The sequence below is a fragment of the Microbacterium sp. 22179 genome, from assembly GCF_052045715.1.
Lineage (GTDB): Bacteria > Actinomycetota > Actinomycetes > Actinomycetales > Microbacteriaceae > Microbacterium > Microbacterium galbinum.
This window is the reverse complement of record NZ_JBQEPJ010000005.1, coordinates 132,218-153,698: the sequence shown is the minus strand read 5'-3', so window position 1 is coordinate 153,698 and position 21,481 is coordinate 132,218. Positions and strand designations below refer to the sequence as shown.

Annotated in this window: 9 protein-coding genes; all 9 read left to right on the top strand. The window is 71.4% G+C overall.

Annotated features, from left to right (window positions below; translation table 11 throughout):
* Positions 1–92 precede the first annotated feature (92 nt).
* The 9 genes from ACTJKK_RS12515 to ACTJKK_RS12475 all read left to right on the top strand — a co-directional run bounded on the left by ACTJKK_RS12515 (position 93) and on the right by ACTJKK_RS12475 (position 21,452).
* Positions 93–1,226, top strand: a complete 1,134-nt coding sequence (locus ACTJKK_RS12515; protein ID WP_440748232.1) for a serine/threonine-protein kinase — start codon at positions 93–95, stop codon at positions 1,224–1,226.
* The gene (locus ACTJKK_RS12510) at positions 1,226–7,183 is read left to right on the top strand and encodes an Ig-like domain-containing protein (RefSeq protein WP_440748231.1); all 5,958 of its coding nucleotides are present in this window, start codon (positions 1,226–1,228) and stop codon (positions 7,181–7,183) included. The genes ACTJKK_RS12515 and ACTJKK_RS12510 overlap by 1 nt, the downstream gene beginning before the upstream one ends.
* A 37-nt stretch (positions 7,184–7,220) precedes the next feature.
* A complete protein-coding gene (locus ACTJKK_RS12505) occupies positions 7,221–8,210 on the top strand; it encodes an AAA family ATPase (RefSeq protein WP_247632997.1) in 990 nt (329 codons plus the stop codon).
* Positions 8,207–9,577, top strand: a complete 1,371-nt coding sequence (locus ACTJKK_RS12500) for a DUF58 domain-containing protein (protein ID WP_440748230.1) — start codon at positions 8,207–8,209, stop codon at positions 9,575–9,577. Before ACTJKK_RS12505 ends, ACTJKK_RS12500 begins: the two co-directional genes overlap by 4 nt.
* On the top strand, positions 9,574–12,123 hold the full coding sequence (locus ACTJKK_RS12495) for a transglutaminase domain-containing protein (RefSeq protein WP_440748229.1): 2,550 nt from the start codon (positions 9,574–9,576) through the stop codon (positions 12,121–12,123). Before ACTJKK_RS12500 ends, ACTJKK_RS12495 begins: the two co-directional genes overlap by 4 nt.
* Positions 12,120–13,643, top strand: coding sequence for a DUF5684 domain-containing protein (locus ACTJKK_RS12490; protein ID WP_440748228.1), 1,524 nt, complete (start codon positions 12,120–12,122; stop codon positions 13,641–13,643). The genes ACTJKK_RS12495 and ACTJKK_RS12490 overlap by 4 nt, the downstream gene beginning before the upstream one ends.
* Entirely contained in the window at positions 13,640–14,467 is an 828-nt protein-coding gene (locus tag ACTJKK_RS12485; protein ID WP_247623545.1) for a PP2C family protein-serine/threonine phosphatase, read from the top strand. The genes ACTJKK_RS12490 and ACTJKK_RS12485 overlap by 4 nt, the downstream gene beginning before the upstream one ends.
* The gene (locus tag ACTJKK_RS12480; protein ID WP_440748227.1) at positions 14,464–15,210 is read left to right on the top strand and encodes a hypothetical protein; all 747 of its coding nucleotides are present in this window, start codon (positions 14,464–14,466) and stop codon (positions 15,208–15,210) included. Before ACTJKK_RS12485 ends, ACTJKK_RS12480 begins: the two co-directional genes overlap by 4 nt.
* A 152-nt stretch (positions 15,211–15,362) precedes the next feature.
* Positions 15,363–21,452: an Ig-like domain-containing protein gene (locus ACTJKK_RS12475; protein ID WP_440748226.1), complete on the top strand. Its 6,090-nt coding sequence runs from the start codon at positions 15,363–15,365 to the stop codon at positions 21,450–21,452.
* The last annotated feature ends 29 nt before the right edge of the window (positions 21,453–21,481 follow it).

Here is a 21,481-nt window from a genome sequence, read left to right as displayed (position 1 = left end):
GTTATACTCGTGCGCGGGGGAACCCGCGGTGCGCTCGTGCCGCGGCGCTTTCGATGCGACCCCCGTCGATGACAATTCCCGGGGGAGGGCGAGTGGCGAAGCGGATTGCCTCCACGCCTCCGGTGCTGTCGGGCTACAGCTACGTGCGCCCGCTGGGCTCCGGTGGGTTCGCCGACGTCTTCCTCTACGAGCAGGACATGCCCCGCCGCGTCGCCGCGGTGAAGGTGCTGCTGGCGGATGCCGTGAACTCCGACGTGCTGCGCGCGTTCAACGTCGAGGCCGACATCTCCGCCCGCCTCAGCGCGCATCCGTCGATCGTCACGATCTATCAGGCGTCGATCTCGTCGGACGGGCGCCCGTACTTCGCGATGGAGTACTGCCCCGACACGATGAGTGCCCGCTACAAGAAGGCACCGCTGCCGCTCGCCGAGGTGCTCGACATCGGCGTGCGCATCGCCGGCGCGCTCGAGACCGTGCACCGGGCGGGGCTGCTGCATCGCGACATCAAGCCCTCGAACGTGCTCATCAACTCGCTCGGTGCCCCGGTGCTCGCCGACTTCGGCATCGCGGCCGCGGTGCTCGACGAGGGCGACTCCGAGACCATCGCGATGTCGATCCCGTGGAGCGCCCCCGAGGTGCTGCAGGAGAAGGTGTCGGGCTCGGTGCCCAGCGAGGTCTGGAGCCTCGGGGCGACGCTGTACACCCTCCTCTCCAGCCGCAGCCCCTTCGAGCGTGACGACCGTGCGTCGAACACGCGTGAGCTGCTCACGCAGCGCATCGTGAAGGCCAAGTACACACCGCTGCCGATCGCGGGCATGCCGAAGGTCATCGACGAGATCCTCGCCACGGCGATGGAGAAGGATCCGGCGCGCCGGTTCCCGAGCATGGCGGCGTTCGCCGACCGTCTGCGTCATGCGCAGTACGAGCTCGGCATCGCGCCCACCGCCTTCGAAGCGGCATCCGCCGAGTGGGCCGCGGCCTCGCCGGTCAGTTTCTCGGATGCCGCGCCCCGCGGCCCCGTCGTCACCACCGTCGCTCCCGACTCCCGTCGCGCCGCACGCGCCGCGAAGCAGCAGGGCGCTGCCCGTGACCGCGACGACCTGCCGGTCGCGACCCGGGCCCCGTCGCGCTCTCCGCTCGTCGCCGGAGTGATCGGCGCGCTCGTGGGCGCCGTCGTGATCGCGGGCGCGGGCGTCGGCATCCTCTTCCTCACCGGGGTCCTGTGATGGCGATCGGCGACCGCGACCGCACCGCGACGAAGCCCCGCTCCCGCGGGCGCGTCATCGCCGCGATCTCGGGCGTCGCGGCTCTCGCCGTGGTCGTCACCCTCGCCGTCACGGCGCAGGGCTACCAGTCGCAGGAGGTACCTCGTCTGGAATCGGCCGTCTGGGTCATGCGCGACAGCGGCCAGTACGCACGGGTCAACACCGATCTCGCCGAGATCGACACGGTGCGCAACGTCGACGATCCCGAAGCCGTGTGGCAGAGCGGTTCCTCGGCCGTGCTCTACGCGCAGGGCAACCGCCAGCGTTGGGACCTCGATCCCGCGAGCCCCGGAGACCTGATCGCGGATGCCGGCGACGAGGGCACTCCTCTCGCCTCCGAGCCGACCCCGGCCGGAACCCGCGAGATCGTGTCGGCCGGGCCGTACGCGGCCTATCGCACCGACACCGGACAGGTCTCGGTCACCACCCTCGACGCGGGGGCGGGCACGGCTCTGGTCGACCCCTTCGCCGCGGTCGAGGTCGAGGAGGGCGAGGACCCGCCGTCGTACACGGCCGATGCGATCGGCCTCTCGCCCGAGGGCGTGCTCGCGCTCTACTCTGCCGAAGAGGGCGCGGTGCGCCGGTTCGACATCGATGAGCACCGGTTCCTCGGTGACGGTGCCGAGGTGTCCGACGCCCCCGAGGGCGGTGACGGTCTCGAGCTCACCGTGGTCGGCGATCGCTGGGCGATGCTCCAGTCCGCGGAAGGGCGACTCTGGACGTCGGGCGCCGACGCCCCGATCACGATCGACGTCGCCGAGGGCGCACGACTGCAGGCGGGCGCGGCATCCGGTGACGACGTCGTCGTCGCGGACTCCGACGGTCTCGTCTCGGTGGCGCTCGCCTCGGGCGACTCGGAGCGTATCGCCGAAGCATCCGGCGTCCCCGCGCGCCCTGTCGTCGTCGGCAAGACGACCTACGCCGCCTGGCTCGACACCGGGTCCGGCACCCTGTGGGCCGACGGCGAGACCACCTCGCTGTCCGTCCCCGACGACGCGCTCGAGTCCGCGACCATCGAACCGGTCTTCCAGGGCAACGGCGACCGCGCGGTGCTCAGCGAGATCGGCACCGGTCTGCTCTGGACCGCACCGGACGGCGTGCTCATCCCGCTCGAGCAGTGGGCGATCGAAGATGACACCGAGCAGCAGGAGGGCACGATCATCGTCGAGGACGTGGCGGAGCAGATGCCGCCCGTCGCCGTCGACGACTCGTTCGGCGTGCGGGCCGGCGAGCAGGTCATCCTGCCCGTGCTTCTCAACGACCACGATCCGAACAAGAAGGACGTCCTGACGATCGACCCCGAGTCGGTGTCGGCGGGGCTCGGCGACGACGGCTTCGGTCGGCTGTCGCTCGTGTCCGACGGACAGTCGCTCGTCGTCGACGTGACCGCGACGAGCGGGCAGACCTCCTTCACGTACGCGGTGACCGACGGGGCCGCGGTGTCGCCGCCCGCCACCGTCACGCTCACCGTCGTCGATCCCGGGGTGAATTCCGCCCCGGTCTGGTGCGGTGTCGACGCGTGCCAGCAGGAGTGGCCGACACCGCAGCTGCTCCCGGGCGGTAGCACGGTCGTCTCGGCGCTGTCGGGGTGGGTCGACCCCGAGGGCGATCCCTTCGTGCTCGTCGACGCCTACGAGACCGACTCCGCCGCCCCCGTGATGGTCGTTCCCATGGCCGACGGTCGGGTCGCGATCCGCCACACCGACCCGAACGCCTCGGATGCTGTCATCCCCGTGACCGTCGTGGTCGAAGACGTGCACGGTGCGCGCGCCGAGAAGACCCTCGACGTGCAGGTCACCGGCAGCCCCGCGCTGCTCGCCTCCCCGGTCGCGCTGACCGCGCGGGTGGGGGAGCCCCAGTCGATCCGCATCTCCGATCACCTCTCCGGGGGCTCCGGGTCGTACCGCCTGGTCGACGCCGTGCAGACGGCGGCGACGGCGGCGGGCCTCGAGGTCGCGCCGAACCTCGCCTCCGGCGACGTCGAGCTCACGGTCGCCGAGCCCGGTCAGTACGTCGTGACGTACACCGCGCAGGATGCCACGACGCAGGCCGAGCAGTCGGCCGTGATCCGCATCACGGCGGTCGACGGGGCGGCTCCCCTCGCGATGGCTCCGCTCACCGCCTTCGTGCGCGAGGGCGAGGACACCACGGTCGACGTGCTCAGCGCCGTGCAGAACACGACGGGCCGCGTGCTCATGCTCTCGGGAGCCGTGAGCTCGTCGCCGCAGTTGAGCGTGCGCGTCGTCAACAACGAGAGCATCCGCGTCAACGGCACGACCGACGATGGCGAGCCGGGTGTGATCGGCCGTGCACGCGTCACCGTCGCCGACGGCTCGGGTGCGGCCGTCGAGGGAACGGTCACCGTCTTCCTCACGCCGCCGTCGACCGTCACCCGCCCGATCGTCTTCCCCGACGCGATCACGGTGCGGGCGGGGTCGCTCACCCGCATCAACGTGACCGCCAACGATGTCGCACCGCGCGGCGAACCCCTCGTCGTGCAGCCCGAGGTGACCGGTTCGGGTGAGGCGGGAGAACTCGTCTTCGCCGACGGCAACGCGCTCCGCTATCTCGCCCCGTCGACGCCCGGCACGTACCGGCTCACGTACTCGGTGTCGCTCGAGCGCAACCCCTCCCTTTCCGACGACGGCGCGGTGACGGTGACCGTCGTGCCGCCGGGCACCAACCGTGCTCCCACGCCCACCACGCTCACTGGTCGGGTGCTGAGCGGGCAGACCGTCTCGCTGTCGGTGCCCGCCACCGGGATGGACAGCGACGGCGACCGCGTCGTGCTCGCCGGCATCGATCAACCCGGCAAGGGCGCCGGCACCGCCACGATCTCGGCGCGAGGCGACGCGATCGTCTACCGCGCACCGGCCGGAGGCGTCGACGGCGGCCAGGCGACCTTCCGCTACACCGTGCGCGATCCGCAGGGCGAGACGGGCACCGGACTCGTGCGGATCGGCGTGCTCGACGCCGACATCGACGATGCGGCGCCGGTGACCTTCAGCGACTACGTGCGCGTCGAGGCCGGGTCGTCGACGCCGATCGTGCTCGACCCCCGGGCGAACGATCTCGACCCGGCGCAGGGTGACCTCGAGATCACCGAATTGGTGCCCAACGCTCCGCCGGTCGCCGGCAACCCGCTCTACGAGCGGCTGAAGTCGCTGATCGACCCCGACACGTCGCTCGAAGACGGACGCGTCGTGCTGCGCGCGGGCGACGTGGCGGGCACGAACTCCTACTTCTACACGGTGACGTCGAGCCGCACGCAGAGCACCGCGCAGGGCCTCATCGTCGTCTCGGTGACCGATGGCGCCGTGACCGACCAGCCCACCGTCGCCGACACGGTGCTCACCGCGCGCGACCGCGATGATCTCGCCGACCGCGGCATCGACGTCGTCACCGACCGGGTCAGCTGGCCGTCGGGCGACGCGAGCTCGCTGAAGCTCAGCCTCTGGGGCGACCAGCCCGGCTTCTCGGTGCAGGGCGACCGCATCGTCGGCGCGGCCCCGGCCGAGGGCACCCTCGTGCCGTTCCAGCTCACGGGCACCGCCGCGGGCGGACGCGACGTCGTCGCCTACGGGTTCCTGCACATCCCCGCGTTCGACGACATGCAGGTGCAGATCACGCCGGGCGCGACCCCGGTCGTGGTCGACGAAGACGCCGAGGCGACGTTCACCGTGGCCGACTACCTCGACCTCGCGGCGAACGACGCGGTCGAGATCGGAACGGGCGAGTTCACCACGCAGCGCGCCGCCGCGGTCTGCCTCCCCGCAGGCGGGGGAGAGGCGACCTATCGCGCCGGCCGCGAATCGCCGTGGTCCGACACGTGCCTCGTGCCGGTGCGGCTCCAGGGCCAGGAGCGCTGGTCGTACATCGACGTGCCCATCAGCATCCGTCCCGCCGAACCGCAGCTGCTGCTCTCGTCGATCGCCCACACCGTCGCGCCGGGCGCGAGCGCGGACTTCGACCTCTACGCGAACATGGCGAGCTGGGAGGGCGGCCGCGAAGGCGACGCCCGTTCGCTCGACTTCCGCACGGTCTACAGCGGCGCTTCGTTCACGGTCACGCAGAACGGCCCGACGCTCACCGTCGAGGCGCACGCCGACGCGCGGCCCGGCAGCGCCGAAACCGTCGAGGTGACCGTCTCGCAGTACGGCGAGGCCGCGGCATCCGTGCGCCTGGTCGTCGGTGCGGCGCCGCCGGATGCTCCGCGCGGGGCTACCTTCACGAAGCAGTGCGTCGTGACCAGCCCCAGTTGCTCGATCGACGTCGTCGACATCGCCGGCGAGTACGATCCGTTCGCGGGCAAGCAGGGCTCCGGCTTGAAGCTGGTGTCGCTCGGCTCCGGCGCCCGATGCGACGTCGCGACGCTCGCCGCATCCGGAGAGCGCGCGATCACCGCGAGCTGGCCCGGCGGCGGGCAGGCGCCCGGCGGGCAATGCGTGGTGCCGTTCGTGGTGGCGGATGCTCAGGGCCGCACCGGCACGGGAACCCTGACCCTCGATCTGCAGGGCTACCCGCAGGCGCCGGCGAGCGTCACCACCGTCGGGTACACGCGCTCGACCGTCGTGCTCGAGGTGCCGCTCGGTGAGGCCGGACGCGCGCACCCCTCGGTGACCGGCGTGACGATCCAGCAGGACGGCGCGGCCGCGAACGCCTCGTGCGGGCCGGCCGGTGGCGGCCTGTACCGCTGCACGGTGAACGGCCTGGTCAACGGCGAACCGCATGCGTTCACGGCATCCGCGGTCAACTCCGTCGGCGCATCCGCCCCGACCTCGGCGCACACGAGCTGGGCGTACGCGGCGCCGACGGTGTCGAACGCGACGGCTGCGCCGGTGTATGTCGCCGGGACCACAGATCGCAACCGCGCCGCCGTGAGGCTGTCGATCGATGCGCCCGACGATGCGCGCTCCTTCCGCGTCGAGGAGACGGGGCAGGTCATCGACCGGACCGGCGGCACGACGACGGCGCAGCTCACTCTCGCGCCAGGTCCGCAGACCCTCACGATCGTGCCGATCAGTCAGTTCCAGCCGCCCACGGGCGACGGGGGCAACGAGGGTGGGGCGTTCCGCACCCAGGTGACCGCGGCGGGCACGGTGTACTTCGAGCCGTCGAACACGAGCGCGGGCGCATCGTCGAACACGTCGATCAGCATCTCCTCGCCCGGCGCCGGGGCTGCGCAGGCAAACGGCAGCGACCGCGGCGTGGACATCAGGTACGTCGCCTGGCGCTCGGGCAGTGTGTCGTGCACGGCCGGGCCGAACGGCGAACTCCAGGTATCCGGAGGCGAGAAGCAGTCCTCCTCGCCGACGATCGACGGCCTGATCGAGTATCAGATGTACAACGTCAAGGCGTGCGCCTCGAACGGCTACGGCGTCAGCGAGAGCTCGACCACCCAGGTCTTCACGTTCACCTCGGTCGAGGGGCCTGACGGCGACGCGAGCTACAAGGTCGCCACTACGCCGAGCGTCAGCGGCAACGCGTACTCCTACCCGCTCGAGCGCGGACCCTCGATTTCGGTGCGCAACGGATTCGTGGTCTGGTACGACATGTACGGCACCAGGCGGCAGGACTTCACCCTCAGCCGCGACAACGCGCCGGGCCAGATCACGGCGCAGGGGTGCCACTCCGTCGTCCCCGGTTACTGCTCGGCGGCGGTGCAGATCTCCGCCCAGACCGCCCCCACCATCGTCGATGCGACCTTCGGTGAATGCCTTCCCGACAACGTCGGCGATGTCGTCAACGTCTCGGGCGCTGCTCGCGGCTCCTACATCCTCGGCACCCCGGTGGAGATCCCGGGCCCGACCGCTGCGGACCCGCCCTCCTACGACGTCACCCTCACGTGGACAGGGGCGTACTCCTCTCTCGCCCCGATCACACATCGCGTCCCCGCCGCCTGCACCCCGACCCCCTGACCCGTCCGAGACCATCGAGAAGAATACTGTTGCTCCTATGCCTGCTTCCTCCGCTGCACCCGTGACCATCGCCCCCGAACAGGCCGCCTGGTTCGCCGAGACGTTCTCGATCCTCACCGGCAACGTCGAGCAGGTCGTGCTCGGCAAGCGCCACATCGTCGAGCTGGTGCTCGCGGCCGGTATCAGCGGGGGGCACGTGCTGCTCGAGGACTACCCGGGCACCGGCAAGACCGCGCTCGCCCGCGCGATCGGCCAGACCATCTCGGGCACGAGCACGCGCATCCAGTTCACCCCCGACCTGCTCCCCGGCGACGTCACGGGCATCACCGTGTACGACCAGAAGGAGGGCACGTTCGAGTTCCACGCGGGTCCGGTGTTCGCGAACATCGTGCTCGCCGACGAGATCAACCGCGCGAGCCCCAAGACGCAGTCCGCGCTGCTCGAGGTCATGGAGGAGGGCACCGTCACGGTCGACGGCGTCACCCGCCCGGTCGGCTCGCCGTTCCTCGTGATGGCGACGCAGAACCCCATCGAGCAGGGCGGCACGTACCGTCTGCCCGAGGCGCAGCTCGACCGCTTCATGATCAAGACGTCGATCGGCTACCCCGACGACGCGGCGACCATGCGCATCCTGCAGGGTGCGGCGCAGCCGACCCGCGTGCTCGACGGCATCGTCGGCACCGACACCATCCTGACGATGACCGAGATGGCGCGCGGCGTGTACGTGAACCCGCTCGTCTCGGACTACATCATGCGCATCGTCGACGCCACCCGCCGGGCATCCGAGGTGCGTCTGGGAGCCAGCGTGCGCGGCGCGATCGCGCTCTCGCGGCTCGTGATGACCTGGGCCGCGAAGAACGGTCGCACCTACGCCACCCCCGACGACGTGCGCGAGCTCGCCGTCGTCGCTCTGGCGCACCGCCTCGTGCTCGAGCCCGAGGCCGAGTTCGACGGCGTGACCGCGGTGGCCGTGGTCGGCCAGATCCTGCTCGACGTCGAACCCCCGCGCGAGAACGGCACTGCGTGAGCTTCAACACCGAATCGCGCCTGACCCGCACCACCGCCGGCACGTCGACCTCGACGCGCACGGCGACGGTGACGCGGTACTCGCGTACGCGCCGCGGCCCCGTGCGGGGAGCGGTGTTCGGCATGCGCCGAGCGGCTCGCACCGTGACGCGCGCCGGTCGCCGCACGGCCGGCTGGGTGCGCGAGACGGTGACGGCCGCGGGGATGCTCGTGGCCGCGGCCCTGGTGCTCGGCGTCGTCGCGGGACTGCTCTTCGGCTGGGTCGAGGCGTGGGCCGTGGCCGCGATCGCGCTGGTGCTCCTGATCGTGTGCGTGCCCTTCGTGCTGGGCGCGCACGACTACCGCATCCACCTCGCTCTCGACCGTGATCGTGTGGTCGCGGGGGCTGAGATCGGCGCGGTGCTCGACGTGCGCAACAACGGCACCCGCCTGTCGCTGCCCGGCGTGGTCGACGTCCCGGTCGGCGAGGGCCTGGTCGAAGCGCATGTGCCGCTGCTGCGCCCCGACGGGCACCATCGCGAAGAGCTCACGATCGCGGCGCACCGTCGCGGCGTGATCGACGTCGGGCCGATGACGATCACGCGCGGCGATCCGATCGGCATCCTCCGCCGCGAGATGCGCTGGCCCGAGGTGCAGCGCATCCACGTGCACCCCGTCACCGTGCGCATCCCGAGCACCAGTGCGGGGCTCATCCGCGACCTCGACGGCACCCCCAGCACGACGCTCGTCGACGCCGACCTGTCGTTCCACGCCGTGCGCGAATACGTCGTGGGCGACTCGCAGCGCCACGTGCACTGGAAGTCGACCGCCAAGACCGGCACGCTCATGGTGCGGCAGTACGAGGAGTCCCGGCACGCCCGCATCGCGATCATCCTCGACCTCGACGCCGAGTCGTACGACAGCGACGACGAGTTCGAGAACACGGTGAGCGCCGCGGCATCCCTCGCGCTGCAGGGTGTGCGCGACGGCCGCGACGTGCTGTTCTCGGTGAGCAACGAGATCCCCGAGCACAGTCGCACCGAGGTGCTGTCGATCCGCACCCTTCCGACCGTCACCCCGAAGGCGATGCTCGACGCGACCTCGACCCTCGACGCGTCCGACCGGGTCATGCGCCTCGAGGCCGTGGCAGCGCTGACGGTGCAGTCGTACCCCGACCTCTCGATCGGCTTCCTGCTCACCGGATCGCGCACGCCGCTCGAGCGACTGCGGCACGCCGCGGTGAAACTCCCCGCCCAGGTCGACGCCGTCGCCGTGCGCAGCGAGCTCGGCGAGCAGCCCACGATGCGCGCGGCCCGCGAGCTGTCGGTCATGACCCTCGGAGCGCTCGGCGATCTGCCGCAGATGCTGGCCCGAGGAGCGCTCCGATGAGCGGCACGCGCACGCCCCTCCGGGGTGCGAACGGCCCCGCACTCCGGTTCTCGGCCCTCACGTTCTGGGCGCTCGGTTTCGTGGCGGTCGGCGTCGCGCTCGCGACGGCCGCCGCCTGGCCGGTGTACGAGTCGCCGCGCGCGCTCGTCGTCGGTGTCGCCGGCGGCCTGCTCGGGATGGGGGTGGCGGTCCTCGCGCGGATGCTGCGCTGGGGCGCTCCGCTCGCCGCGCTCGCGGCCGTGGCGATGTACCTGATCGTCGCCGTCCCCCTGGCGATCCCCTCGGCGCTGTCGTCGGTGCCCGCGTTCCTCGGCGGCCTGCGCGACGCCGTGTTCGGCGTCGTGCTGGGCTGGAAGCAGATGCTGACCCTGGCGCCGCCGCTCGGCGAGTACCAGGCGGTGCTCATCCCGTTCCTCGTCGTGATGCTGTTCGGCGGATTCCTCGCGACCTTCCTCGCCCTCCATCCCGGGCGTCGTGCCCTGGCGGCGGTCCCGGTCGTCGCCGCGATGAGCGTCTTCGGCGTGGCCTTCGGGTTGAGCGCGACGAGTTCGCCGGTCGTCGTCTTCGGCATCGAGGTGCCCGCTCCGCGCGAGTGGCTCATCGGGGTGGGGGTGTTCGCCGCCGCCCTGGTCTGGGTGATCGGCCGGGCGCGCATCGAGCGGGCGCAGGCGCTGCGCATCGTCGCGGCGACCGGCGTCTCGCGCCGGGCGGCACCGGTGTGGCTCAGCATCCGCCGGCACCTGCTCGCGGGCGCGCTCGTGGTCGTCGCGCTCGTCGCCGGCGTCGCGGCGGCCCCGGTCGCCGCCGGTTGGAGCGACCGGTCGGTGCTGCGCGACGAGGTCGAGCCGATGATCGTCGTGCAGCAGCAGACCAGCCCGCTCGGCTCCTACCGCGCGTGGTTCGCGGGGGATCGCCTCGACGAGACCGTGTTCGGCGTGCAGGGCGACCCCGGAGCCGTCGATCGCGTCCGTCTCGTCACGCTCGACGCATACGACGGCAACGACTTCCACATCGCCGAGGACGACCGGTTCAGCCGGCTCCCGCGCACCGCCGGCCCTGGTGAGGGTCGTGTCGCACTCGACATCACGGTGGGCGATGCCTACCGCGGCATCTGGGTTCCGACCCCCGCCGGACTCGCCGAGGCGCCGGCGTTCACTGGATCACGGGCGGATGCTCTCGCCGACGGGTTCCACATCGACGCCGACGGCGACACGGCCATCACGATCGCGGATGCTCCGGGCGGGGGGAGCGGACTGGTTCCGGGCGACCGGTACTCGGTGCTCGTCGACCCTCCGGCCACCGGGGACGGGATCGCGTCGCTGCAGGGCGGCGACTCGACGCTCGACGCCGACGCGTTCCCCGCGCTGGTCGAGTGGGCCGAGATGCAGGAGCAGCCGCGCACCGGCGCCGGCTACGTCGAACTGATCGACCGACTGCGCTCGCGCGGCTACCTCAGCCACGCGGTGCTCGACGACGCCGCGGCGGCCGGGTGGATCGCCGCGCTCGACGGGGCCGAGGGCTACGGCTTCGCCTCGAGCTACGCCGGCCACTCGGCGGCGCGCATCGAAGAGGTCTTCACCGCGATGGTCGAGCAGGAGCGGCGGGCCGGGTCGGATGCCGCGCCCGAGCTGCTCGTGTCGGCGATCGGAGACGACGAGCAGTTCTCGACGGCCGCCGCGCTGCTCGCCGAGCACTGGGGGCTCGAGTCGCGGGTGGTCATCGGTGCGCGTCTCGCGGGCGCCGAGGAGGTGCCCGGCATCCCGGCCTGTACCGAGGTCTGCACGGGCGAGAGCATGAGCGCCTGGGTCGAGGTGCGGTCCACCGGCGGCGAATGGATGCCGATCGACGTCACGCCGCAGTACGCGATGCTGCCGAGTGCGATCACCGAGGGCGAGCAGCTGCCCGAGCATCCGACCGTTCCGGAGCAGCCGCGCTCGGAGGCGCTCGACCCGCCGCAGGCGCAGAGCGACTCGAACGATGACGCTCCGCCGCTGGAGGCCCCCGAATCGGAGTTCCTGGCCGTTCTGCTGCCGATCCTGCGCGCCGTCGGTCTCGGCGTCCTCGCGCTCGTGCTCCTGACGCTTCCCCTGCTGGTGCTGTTGATCGCGAAGGGCCGCCGGGCACGCGCACGGCGCGACGCCGGTGATCCCGAGGTGCGGCTCGCGGGCGCCTGGGAAGAGCTCGTCGACCTGTACACCGATCACGACGTCGCCCTGCAGACCCAGGGCACGCGTGTGCAGCGCGCCCGATCGACGGATCGCTCGGCCGCCGTGCGACTCGCGGTGCTCGTCGACCGCGGCATCTTCGCGGGGCATCCGCCCACCGATGCGGATGCCGCCGCCGCCTGGCAGATCGTCGACGACGAACGAGCCGCGCTGTCGACGGCCGACAGCCGGTGGCGGCGGCTGGTCGCGCGGGTGCGCCTCACCTCGTTGCTGAGCCGGGCGAGGCCGACGAGCGGTCCTCGTTTCGCGGGTCGCCGTCCGGTGATCGGTACGCTCGCAGTAGCCGGTTCGCCCCACGACCGGCAGAAGGAGACCCCATGACACCGTCAGCAGAGTCCGGACTGCTCTCGATGCTCCTCATCGGATGGGGTGTCGGCCTGCTCCTCGGCCTCGGCATCTACGTCTGGTACGCGGTGGCGCTGTCGCGCCTGTTCCCGCGGCTCGGGGGAGAGGCGTGGAAGGGCTGGGTGCCCATCCTCAACGAGGCCGAGATCCTCGCGCGCGGAGGCGTCGCCGCCTGGAAGGTCGTGTTCTTCCTGATCCCGATCGTGCAGATCTACGGTATCTATCTCAAGGTGATCGCGACGCATCGGATCAACCAGCAGTTCGGTCGCGGCGCCGGGTCGACGGTGCTCGCGATCCTGCTGCCGCCCGTGTGGGCGACGATCCTCGCCGCCGGGGCACCGCCGTACCCGGAGGGCGACCGCCTCGCGGCCCTGCAGCCGGGGCCGCGCCGCACGCCCCAGCCGCTGCTCGAACCGACCACCGGAGACACCCGCGACTACGCACTCCCGGCCTTCGCGCCGCAGCGCCCCGCTTCGGCACACGCCGGAGCGGCTCCGTCGGGGGGATTCATCCCGGCCCCGCGCTCGACGAACGCCGGGTCGGAGGCATCCGCCCCGCCCGCCGGGAACGCCGGGATCCCGGCGGAGTGGCAGGCGTTCGCCCCTGCCCCGCAGGCTCCCGCGTCTGCGCCGCAGCCCCCGGTTCCGCAGTCTTCCGCGCCCGCCACTTCCGAGGCCGCGCCTTCCGAGGCCGCGCCGCAGCCGCCTGCCCCCGCCCCGCAGCCGCCGGCTCCGTCGTTCGCCCCGCCCACGGCACCCGCTCCGCAGCCGCCGGTCGCCTCCGCTCCGGCCGCGCCGCCTGCCCCGGCCGCCGCCCCGGTTCCGCCCGCCGCTCCGGCCGCACCCGCGGCTCCCGCCGAGGAGTTCCCGCTGCCGCCCGCCTTCGCCCCGACCCCGCCCGTCTTCACGCCCCCGGCCGCTCCGGCCGCGACGGTGCCGCCCGTGACGGAGACCCCGGCACCCGGCATCCGTCCCGTCCCCCTGATCGCCACGCCTCCGGCCGCTCCCGCCGCGCCGACCGAGACGTCAGCGGCGGAGGCTCCGCTCGCGCACGACGCCGAGTCCGACGACCTGCTCGCCGACGACCTCGCGCAGACGATCATCAAGCCCCGCCAGGTCGCCGTCGACGACGACCTCGAGGCGACCGTCGTCGTGGCACGCAAGCGCGGAGTGCGTCGCTCACTCGTGCTCGACGACGGCCGCAGCTTCGCGCTCTCGGGCGCGAGCGTCGTGATCGGGCGCAACCCGGTGGGCGACCCGGGCGAGCAGCGTCTGTCGATCACCGATGCGACCCGTACCCTCTCGAAGACCCACGCGCGTCTCGTCGTCACCGATGACGAGTGGCGGCTGACCGACCTGCACGCGACCAACGGCGTCGTCGTGGTGGCCGAGGACGGCACCGAGGTGCTGCTCGACCCGGGCGAGAGCGTGGTCGGAACGGGACGCTTCATCCTCGGCGAGGTCGGAATGCACGTGATCGCGGAGCGCGATTCGTGACCGTCGAACAGGTCGTCCTCAACGTCGCGTCACTGACCGACACCGGTCTCAAGCGCGCCGCGAACGAGGACTCCCTGCTCACCGCGGCCCCCGTGTTCCTCGTGGCCGACGGCATGGGCGGGCACGAGGCCGGCGATCGGGCGAGCGCCGCGGTGGTCGCCGCCTTCGAGCCGCTCCGGGGCACCGCCGTCACGATCGACGACGTGCGTCTGGCGTTGGGACGCGCGACCGCCGTGGTCGAGTCGATCGCCGCCGCGCACAAGCAGGGAGCCGGCAGCACGGTCTCGGGCGTGGCCCTGGTCGAGCACGAAGGGCTGCCGCACTGGCTCGTCTTCAACGTCGGCGACTCGCGGGTCTACCGCCATCACGCCAACGATCTCGTGCAGTTGACGATCGATCACTCGCTCGGCCAGGAGATGGTCGACGCGGGCGAGATGCGTCCCGAAGACCTCGCGACCTTCGCGCAGCGCAACATCATCACCCGCGCGATCGGCGCGGCCGACAGCGAGGCCGACAGCTGGCTCCTCCCGGTGATCGACGGCGAGCGCCTGCTGCTGTGCTCCGACGGTCTCAGCGGCGAGGTGAGCGACGAGGCGATCCGCGCCACCCTCACGATGTGCGGACGCCCGGAGACCGCGGCATCCGCTCTGGTGCGCCGGGCGCTGCAGGCGGGCGGACGCGACAACGTCTCGGTCGTCGTGATCGACGTCGTCGCCGGCGGCCTGCGCGCCGGCCGTGACGACGACACGGCCGGCCGGTTGGCGGTGTCGGTCGGCACCGATTCGATGCTCGAGGGCACGACGATCCCGGTGCGCGCGCGATGACCGACGAGAGCATCGACGAGGAGACCGTCATCGTCACGCGACGCGACCGTCGTCGCGCGGTCGAGCAGGCGGAGTCGGTGCAGGCGGATGCCGTGGAGGGGGATGCCGAGTCGCAGCCGGCGTCGTCGCAGACGGATGCCGACGCCCACGTCGAGGACGACGAGGCGCACCAGGAAGACAACGAGGCGACCGTGGTCGTCGGGCGCGCCCGCCCCGCGGCATCCGACCTCGACGAGGCGACCATCGTCGTCGACCGCACCCACGGCGCAACGTCGGACGACGACCACGAGGCGACCGTCGTGGTCGACCGCGCCCGCCCGGCATCGTTCGACCTGGACGAGTCGACGGTCGTCGTCGATCGCTCGGACGGCGGTGCCGTCGCGCCGTCGGGTCTCGAGGAGACGATCGTGCGTCCCCGGCGTGGCCTGCGTCGCCGGCGGACCACGGTGTTCGATGATCCGTCCGACCTCGATGCGACGATCCCTCGGGGACCGGTCTCGTTCGAGCGCCCCACCGAGCCCGAGCCGCCGGCGATCTACAAGCCCCGCCCGGCTCCCCTCGTGCCGAAGGCCCCGCCCGCGGTCGGCGGCGGTCCGGCACCGACCCGCATCGAGGACCCGGCGCTCCCGTCCGTGGCGCGGCAGGGAGTGCGCCGCAGTCGCACGGCGCTCCTCGCCTTCGTCGGTGCGTGCGCGGTGTCGGTCGCGGGTCTCGTGACGCTCGGGTTCGTCGTCTTCGCCTGACGCCGCGACTCATCGCCTGACACGTACCGAACTGCATGGGGAACTCTCCCCATGCAGTGGCATTCCAGCACGCGGTTAGGATGATCAGGTGCGCCGAGCGGCCCGAGGCCGTTCGGCCCCAGTCGAGCACGGACCTGTGGGGGGAACACGGAATGAAGGCGCTGTCCTGGATGCGCGCGCGACCGAAGACGCTGGCGTCCGCCGCCGGCGTCACCGTCGGTGTGATCGCGATCACCACCATGGCCTTCACCTACGAAGGCTTCCCGACCACCAAGGTCGACCTGAACGACGGCGGTGTCTGGATCACCAAGACGTCGAGCCTGCTGGTCGGCCACTTCAACCACGAGTCCACGGTGCTCGACGGCGGGCTGCGCACGACGGGTGAGAACTACGACATCCTGCAGGATGCCACGAACATCCTCGTCGTCGACGAGAGCGCCTCCACGATGACCGCGGTCGATCCCGCCCGCGTCGCCCTCGGCGATTCGGCCGCAATCCCCGCCGCCTCCAAGGTCGCCCTCGGCAACCGCACCACCGCGATCCTCGATCAGAAGACCGGCGAGCTGTGGGTCGTCCCCGTGCAGGGCGTGCCCGGGTTCGAACCCGAGGTGCAGGACCCGGTGGCCGAGCTCGGCGCCGACGCCGACGTCGTGGTCGGTACCGACGGCACCGTCTACGGTCTCTCGGCCGAGCGGGGCGAGGTCGTCACGGTCCCCGTCGACGCCGAGGGCGAGGCGGGCGACCCCTCGGCCGCCTCCGTCGGCGAGATCGACACCTCCGCACGGCCCACCATCACCGTGGTCGGCACGACCCCGGTCGTGCTCGACGCCGCAGCCGGCATCGTCACCTCTCCCGGCGGCTTCCGCGCCGAACTCCCCGGGGCGAACGAGGCGGTTCTGCAGCAGGCATCCGCAGAGACGGATGCCGTCGCGATCGCCACCCCGGATGCCTTGGTGCGCCTGCCCTTCGACGGCAGCGAGCCGAGCACGACCCAGGCCGGGGGCACCGGAACGCCCACCGCGCCGGTCTGGCTGCGCGGCTGCACGTACGGCGCCTGGGCGGGGACGGCGACGTTCATCCGCGAATGCCCCGGCAGCACGAACGACGTCAACGCGACGGTCGAGGGCGCCGAGGAGTCGCAGAGCCTGGTGTTCCGCGTCAACCGCGACGTCATCATCCTCAACGACGCCGTCGGCGGTGCGGCCTGGCTGGCCGACGAGAGCCTGCAGCGCGTCGACAACTGGAACGACCTCACCCCGCCCGAGGGCGAGACCGAGAACGAGGACGACTCCACCGAAGAGACCGTCGAGACGACTCTGCCCGAGCGCAAGGAGGAGAACACCCCTCCGATCGCCGAGGACGACTCGTTCGGCGTGCGCCCCGGCGTGACGACCATGCTCCCGGTGCTCGACAACGACAACGACCCCGACGGCGACGTGCTGGTCGCGACCCTGGCCGAGGCGCAGCCGTCGATCGGCGAGATCCAGCAGGTGCAGAACGGCGGTTCGCTGCAGATCGCCGTCGCGAAGGACGCGAAGGGCTCGACGACCTTCACCTATGAGGCCGACGACGGCCGCGGTGGCAAGGACACGGCGACCGTCACGCTCACGGTGTACGACGAGAGCATCAACACCGCTCCGGTACCCAAGCGCAAGACGAGCCTCACGATCGAGACCGGCGGCACGGTCTCGTACAACATCCTCCCGGACTGGATCGATCCGGAAGGCGACGACGTCTACCTGAAGGACGTCGTTCCCGCGCCCGGTGACGAGGTCGATTTCAGCACCGACGGGCAGATCACCTACAAGGCCACCGCGAGCCTGCAGGGCCGCAAGGAGGTGCAGGTCACGGTCGCCGACGGCTACGGCGAGAGCGCGACGGCATCCCTCACCCTCGACGTGCGCCCCGAGGGGTCGACGAAACCGAAGACCAACGCCGATCACGTCGTCACCCGCGTCGGCGAGCAGGTCACGGTCGCCCCGCTCGCGAACGACACCAGTTCGGGGCGCGAACCGCTGCGCCTGGGCCGGGTGAGCGAGGTGCCCGGCGCGACCGTGCTGCCCGACGCCCCGAACAAGACGTTCACGTTCACCGCCGACAACCCGGGCACCTACTACGTGCTGTACCTCGCGACGGCCGGTCCCGAGAACGGCGAGGGCATCGTGCGCGTCGACGTGCTCGAGGCGACCGAGACCGATCTGCCCCCGGTCGCCGTGCGTGACGTCGCACTTCTGCCCACCGGTGGCGACGTGCTCGTGGGCGTGCTCGCGAACGACGTCGATCCCGCGGGCGGCATCCTCGTCGTGCAGTCGGTGTCGATCGAGGAGGACTCCGGCATCTCGGTGTCGGTCATCAACCACGAGACGCTGCGCATCACCGACCAGGGTGCGCTGACCGATCAGGCGCGCATCACGTACCGCATCTCGAACGGCTCGAAGTCGGCCGAGGGCGAGGTCGTGGTCATCCCGATCCCGGCGCCCGACAAACTGCTCCAGCCCGTCGTGAACGACGACACCGCGACCGTGCGCGCGGGTGACGTCGTCACGATCCCGGTGCTCGACAACGACACCCACCCGAACGACGACGTGCTGCACGTCGTGCCCGAGCTCGTGGAGCCGCTCGTCGACCCCGAGGACGGCGAGGCCTTCGTGTCGCAGGACACGGTGCGCTTCAAGGCCGGCCCGGTCGCGAAAACGGTCTACCTGACCTACGAAGCCGTCGATTCGCGTCAACAGAAGGATGCCGGGTACGTCACCATCCAGATCCTGCCGGTCGACGAGGAGACGAACGCCGCTCCGCGCCCGCAGGACCTCGTCGCGCGGGTGCTCGCCGGGTCGACCGCCAACATCGCGGTGCCGCTCGACGGCATCGACGCCGACGGCGACTCGGTCGAGCTGATCGACATCGCCTCGAACCCGACCAAGGGCCGCATCACCGAGACCGCGCAGAACTACTTCACCTACGAGGCCTTCGACGGCTCGGCCGGTGTCGACGTGTTCAAGTACCGCGTGCGCGATCGCCTCGGCAAGGAGGGCATCGCGACGATCCGTGTCGGCATCGCTCCCGCCGAGAAGGTGAACCAGGCACCGTATGCGGTGAAGGATGCCGTCGTCGTGCGACCCGGTCGTGAGATCGCCGTGCCTGTGATGGAGAACGACTCCGACCCCGAGGGCGACAAGATCGTGCTGGTCGAAGACGGCCTCGAGGTGCCCACCGAGACGGGCATCGAGGCGCGCGTCTCGGGCGACCGCGTGCTCGTGCAGGCGCCGGATCGTCCGCTCGAGACCTCGCTGCAGTACACGATCCGCGACACCCGCGGCGCGACCGCGACCGCCGCGCTGCAGATCACGGTCGACGACGACGTGCCGCTGCAGGCGCCGATCGCCCGCGACGACCGCGTGCGGCCCACCGACCTCACCGAGGGGACGATGGATGCCGACATCGACATCCTCGCGAACGACGAAGACCCCGACGGCACCACCGACCGGCTCGAGGTGACCCTCGGCGAGGGCGCGACGCAGCTGGAGAACGGGATGGTGCGTGTCACCGTCACGGAAGCGCTCCAGCTCATCCGCTATACCCTCACCGACCAGGACGGCCTCGAGGCATCCGCGTTCATCTTCGTACCGGCCGAGTCCGACCTGCGCCCGATCCTCGACTCCACCGAGCCGCTCGAGGTCATGAGCGGCGAGACCAAGGAAGTGCCGCTCGCCGACTACGTCACGGTCGCCGGCGGCGGCACGGCCCGCATCACCGAGCACGCCCGCGTGAGCGCCGTGCACGCGAACGGCGCCGACCTCGTTCAGGACGAGACGACGCTGGTCTACACCTCGGCCGACGGCTACTTCGGGCAGGACGCGCTCACCTTCGAGGTCACCGACGGCACCGGGCCCGACGACCCCGAGGGGCGCAAGGCCACGCTGAGCATCCCGATCAACGTGCTGCCGCCCGACAACCAGCAGCCCGAGTTCATCGGCACCGAGATGGTCGTCGCCGCGGGCGAGGACCCCGTGAGCCTCGATCTCGTGCCGCTGACGACCGACCCCGATCCCGAAGACGCCGGCGTGCACACGTACAAGTACGTCGGCGGCGCGGGCGACGGCATCAGCGCGCGGATCGACGGACAGGAGCTGCTCGTCGAGGCGGGCTCGGACGTCGCGAAGGGCACGGTCGCCTCGCTCAAGCTCGAGATCTCCGACGGCACGACCGACCCCGTCGAGGGCACGGTGACGGTGCGCGTCGGGGCGTCGACGCGTCCGCTGCCGGCCGCCAACACCGACACGATCTCGGAGGCCGACCAGGGCAAGAGCATCACGGTGCCCGTGCTCGCGAACGACTTCAACCCGTTCCCCGAGACGCCGCTCAAGCTCATGAACGCGTCGACCGAGTCGGGGTCGGGCGGTGCCGAGGTGCAGGGCGACGAGGTCGTGGTGACTCCCGCCGCGGACTTCGTCGGCACCATGGTCGTGCGCTACCGCATCCAGGACGCCACGAAGGACCCCGACCGCGAGGCCAACGGCCAGATCATCGTGACCGTGCAGGGTGTGCCGGATGCCCCGGGCACCCCCACCGTGTCGAGCGTGCAGGACCGCACGGTCGTCGTCTCGTACGGCGCACCCTCGAACAACGGCGCCGAGATCACGAAGTACACGGTGCGCTCGGTGACCGGCAATCCGTACTCGAAGGAGTGCGGCTCGACCACCTGCACCCTCGACGGCCTCACCAACAACGTCGAGTACTCGTTCCAGGTCACGGCCACCAACCGCGTCGGCGAGTCCGAGCCCTCGGGCGGCTCGGCGATCGCGCGGCCGGACGCGCGCCCCGACACCCCGAACCCGCCGACTCTGAAGTTCGGCGACAAGTCGCTCGACGTGAGCTGGCAGACGCCCACCACCCCGGGTTCGCCGGTCGAGAGCTACACCCTCGAGATCTCGCCCGCGCCGCCGTCCGGCGTGACGCAGAAGCAGGTCACGGGCAACTCCATGACCTGGGAGGGCCTCGAGAACGGCGGCAACTACCAGGTGCGCGTTCAGGCCCACAACCGCGCGCCCGAGCCGTCGAGCTGGAGCGGATGGTCGGCATCCGAGATCCCGGCAGGGCCCCCGATGCCCGCCGCCGCGCCCACGACCGCCGAGATCCAGGGCGTCGGCAACCAGGCGCAGATGCAGGTCTCGTGGGAGCCCGGCAGCGCCAACGGTGACGCGATCGACTCCTTCCAGCTCGAGGTGTGGGAGGGCAACACCCTCCGCAACACCCTCACTCCGAATGCCGGAGCGCGCACGCAGGCTGTCACCGTCGCGACGTCGGAGACGCCGTACACCTACCGCATCCGCGCGATCAACAAGGCGGGCTGGGGTGAGTGGAGCCCGATGTCGGCGCCGCGCCGTGGCGTCAACAAGCCCAGTGCGCCGTCGTTCTCGTCGGTCACCGACGGCGACCGGGCACTCACGCTCTCGTGGACGCCGGGTGCGCTCAACGGCGCGAAGAGCAGCGAGGTCCAGCACCAGTACTCGCTCAACGGCGGGGGGAGCTGGGCAGGCATCCCGGGCAACAACGTGATCTCGGGCCTCACCAACGGCACGACCTACAACGTGGTGCTGCGCTCGGTCTCGACCGTCGACGGCACGACCTACGCCAGCGACGGGTCTGCCACGCGGTCGGGACGTCCCTACGGGCCGCTCAGTCAACCCGGCCTCTCGACGCAGCAGAACGCCACCAGCGTGACGTTCTCGTGGAACGGCAACCAGTCGATGAACGGCCGCGAGCTGAGCTCGGTGCAGATCCGGATCGACGGCGGCGGATGGGAGGGCGTCGGCGCGACCGGTTCGCGCACGGTCGGCAACGGCTACAGCCAGCAGCATTCCATCACGGTTCGTGTAACGGACTCGGCCGGTCAGACGATCGAACGATCCGCCAGCGAGACCTCCGGCTCGAAGCCGCCGCCCAAGGCCTGGGTGACCTCGAGCGGCAACGCGAACGGTCAGCCCAACTGCAACGACGGCACCTGCGCATACTTCTACGTCACGATGCGCGACTTCCCGCCCAACAAGACGATGTACCTGCAGTGCGCGAGCAACGCTCCCGCACCCTACGGCGGCACGTTCGGCGGACGCAACGTGACGACCGATGGCAACGGCAACTACGAGCAGCAGATCGGCTGCTACCTCGGCATGCGCCGCGGAACCATCGAGGCCTGGGTCGTCATCGACGGCACGGCCTACGAGCACAGGGTCTGGCAGTGATGCCGCACCGCACCCCCGCACACGAAGAC

Excerpts from the sequence above, each read along its gene's own strand:
- ACTJKK_RS12510 (WP_440748231.1), top strand. The coding sequence starts at position 1,226 with ATGGCGATCGGCGACCGCGACCGCACCGCGACGAAGCCCCGCTCCCGC.
- ACTJKK_RS12505 (WP_247632997.1), top strand. The coding sequence starts at position 7,221 with ATGCCTGCTTCCTCCGCTGCACCCGTGACCATCGCCCCCGAACAGGCC.
- ACTJKK_RS12495 (WP_440748229.1), top strand. The coding sequence starts at position 9,574 with ATGAGCGGCACGCGCACGCCCCTCCGGGGTGCGAACGGCCCCGCACTC.
- ACTJKK_RS12490 (WP_440748228.1), top strand. The coding sequence starts at position 12,120 with ATGACACCGTCAGCAGAGTCCGGACTGCTCTCGATGCTCCTCATCGGA.
- ACTJKK_RS12480 (WP_440748227.1), top strand. The coding sequence starts at position 14,464 with ATGACCGACGAGAGCATCGACGAGGAGACCGTCATCGTCACGCGACGC.
- ACTJKK_RS12475 (WP_440748226.1), top strand. The coding sequence starts at position 15,363 with ATGAAGGCGCTGTCCTGGATGCGCGCGCGACCGAAGACGCTGGCGTCC.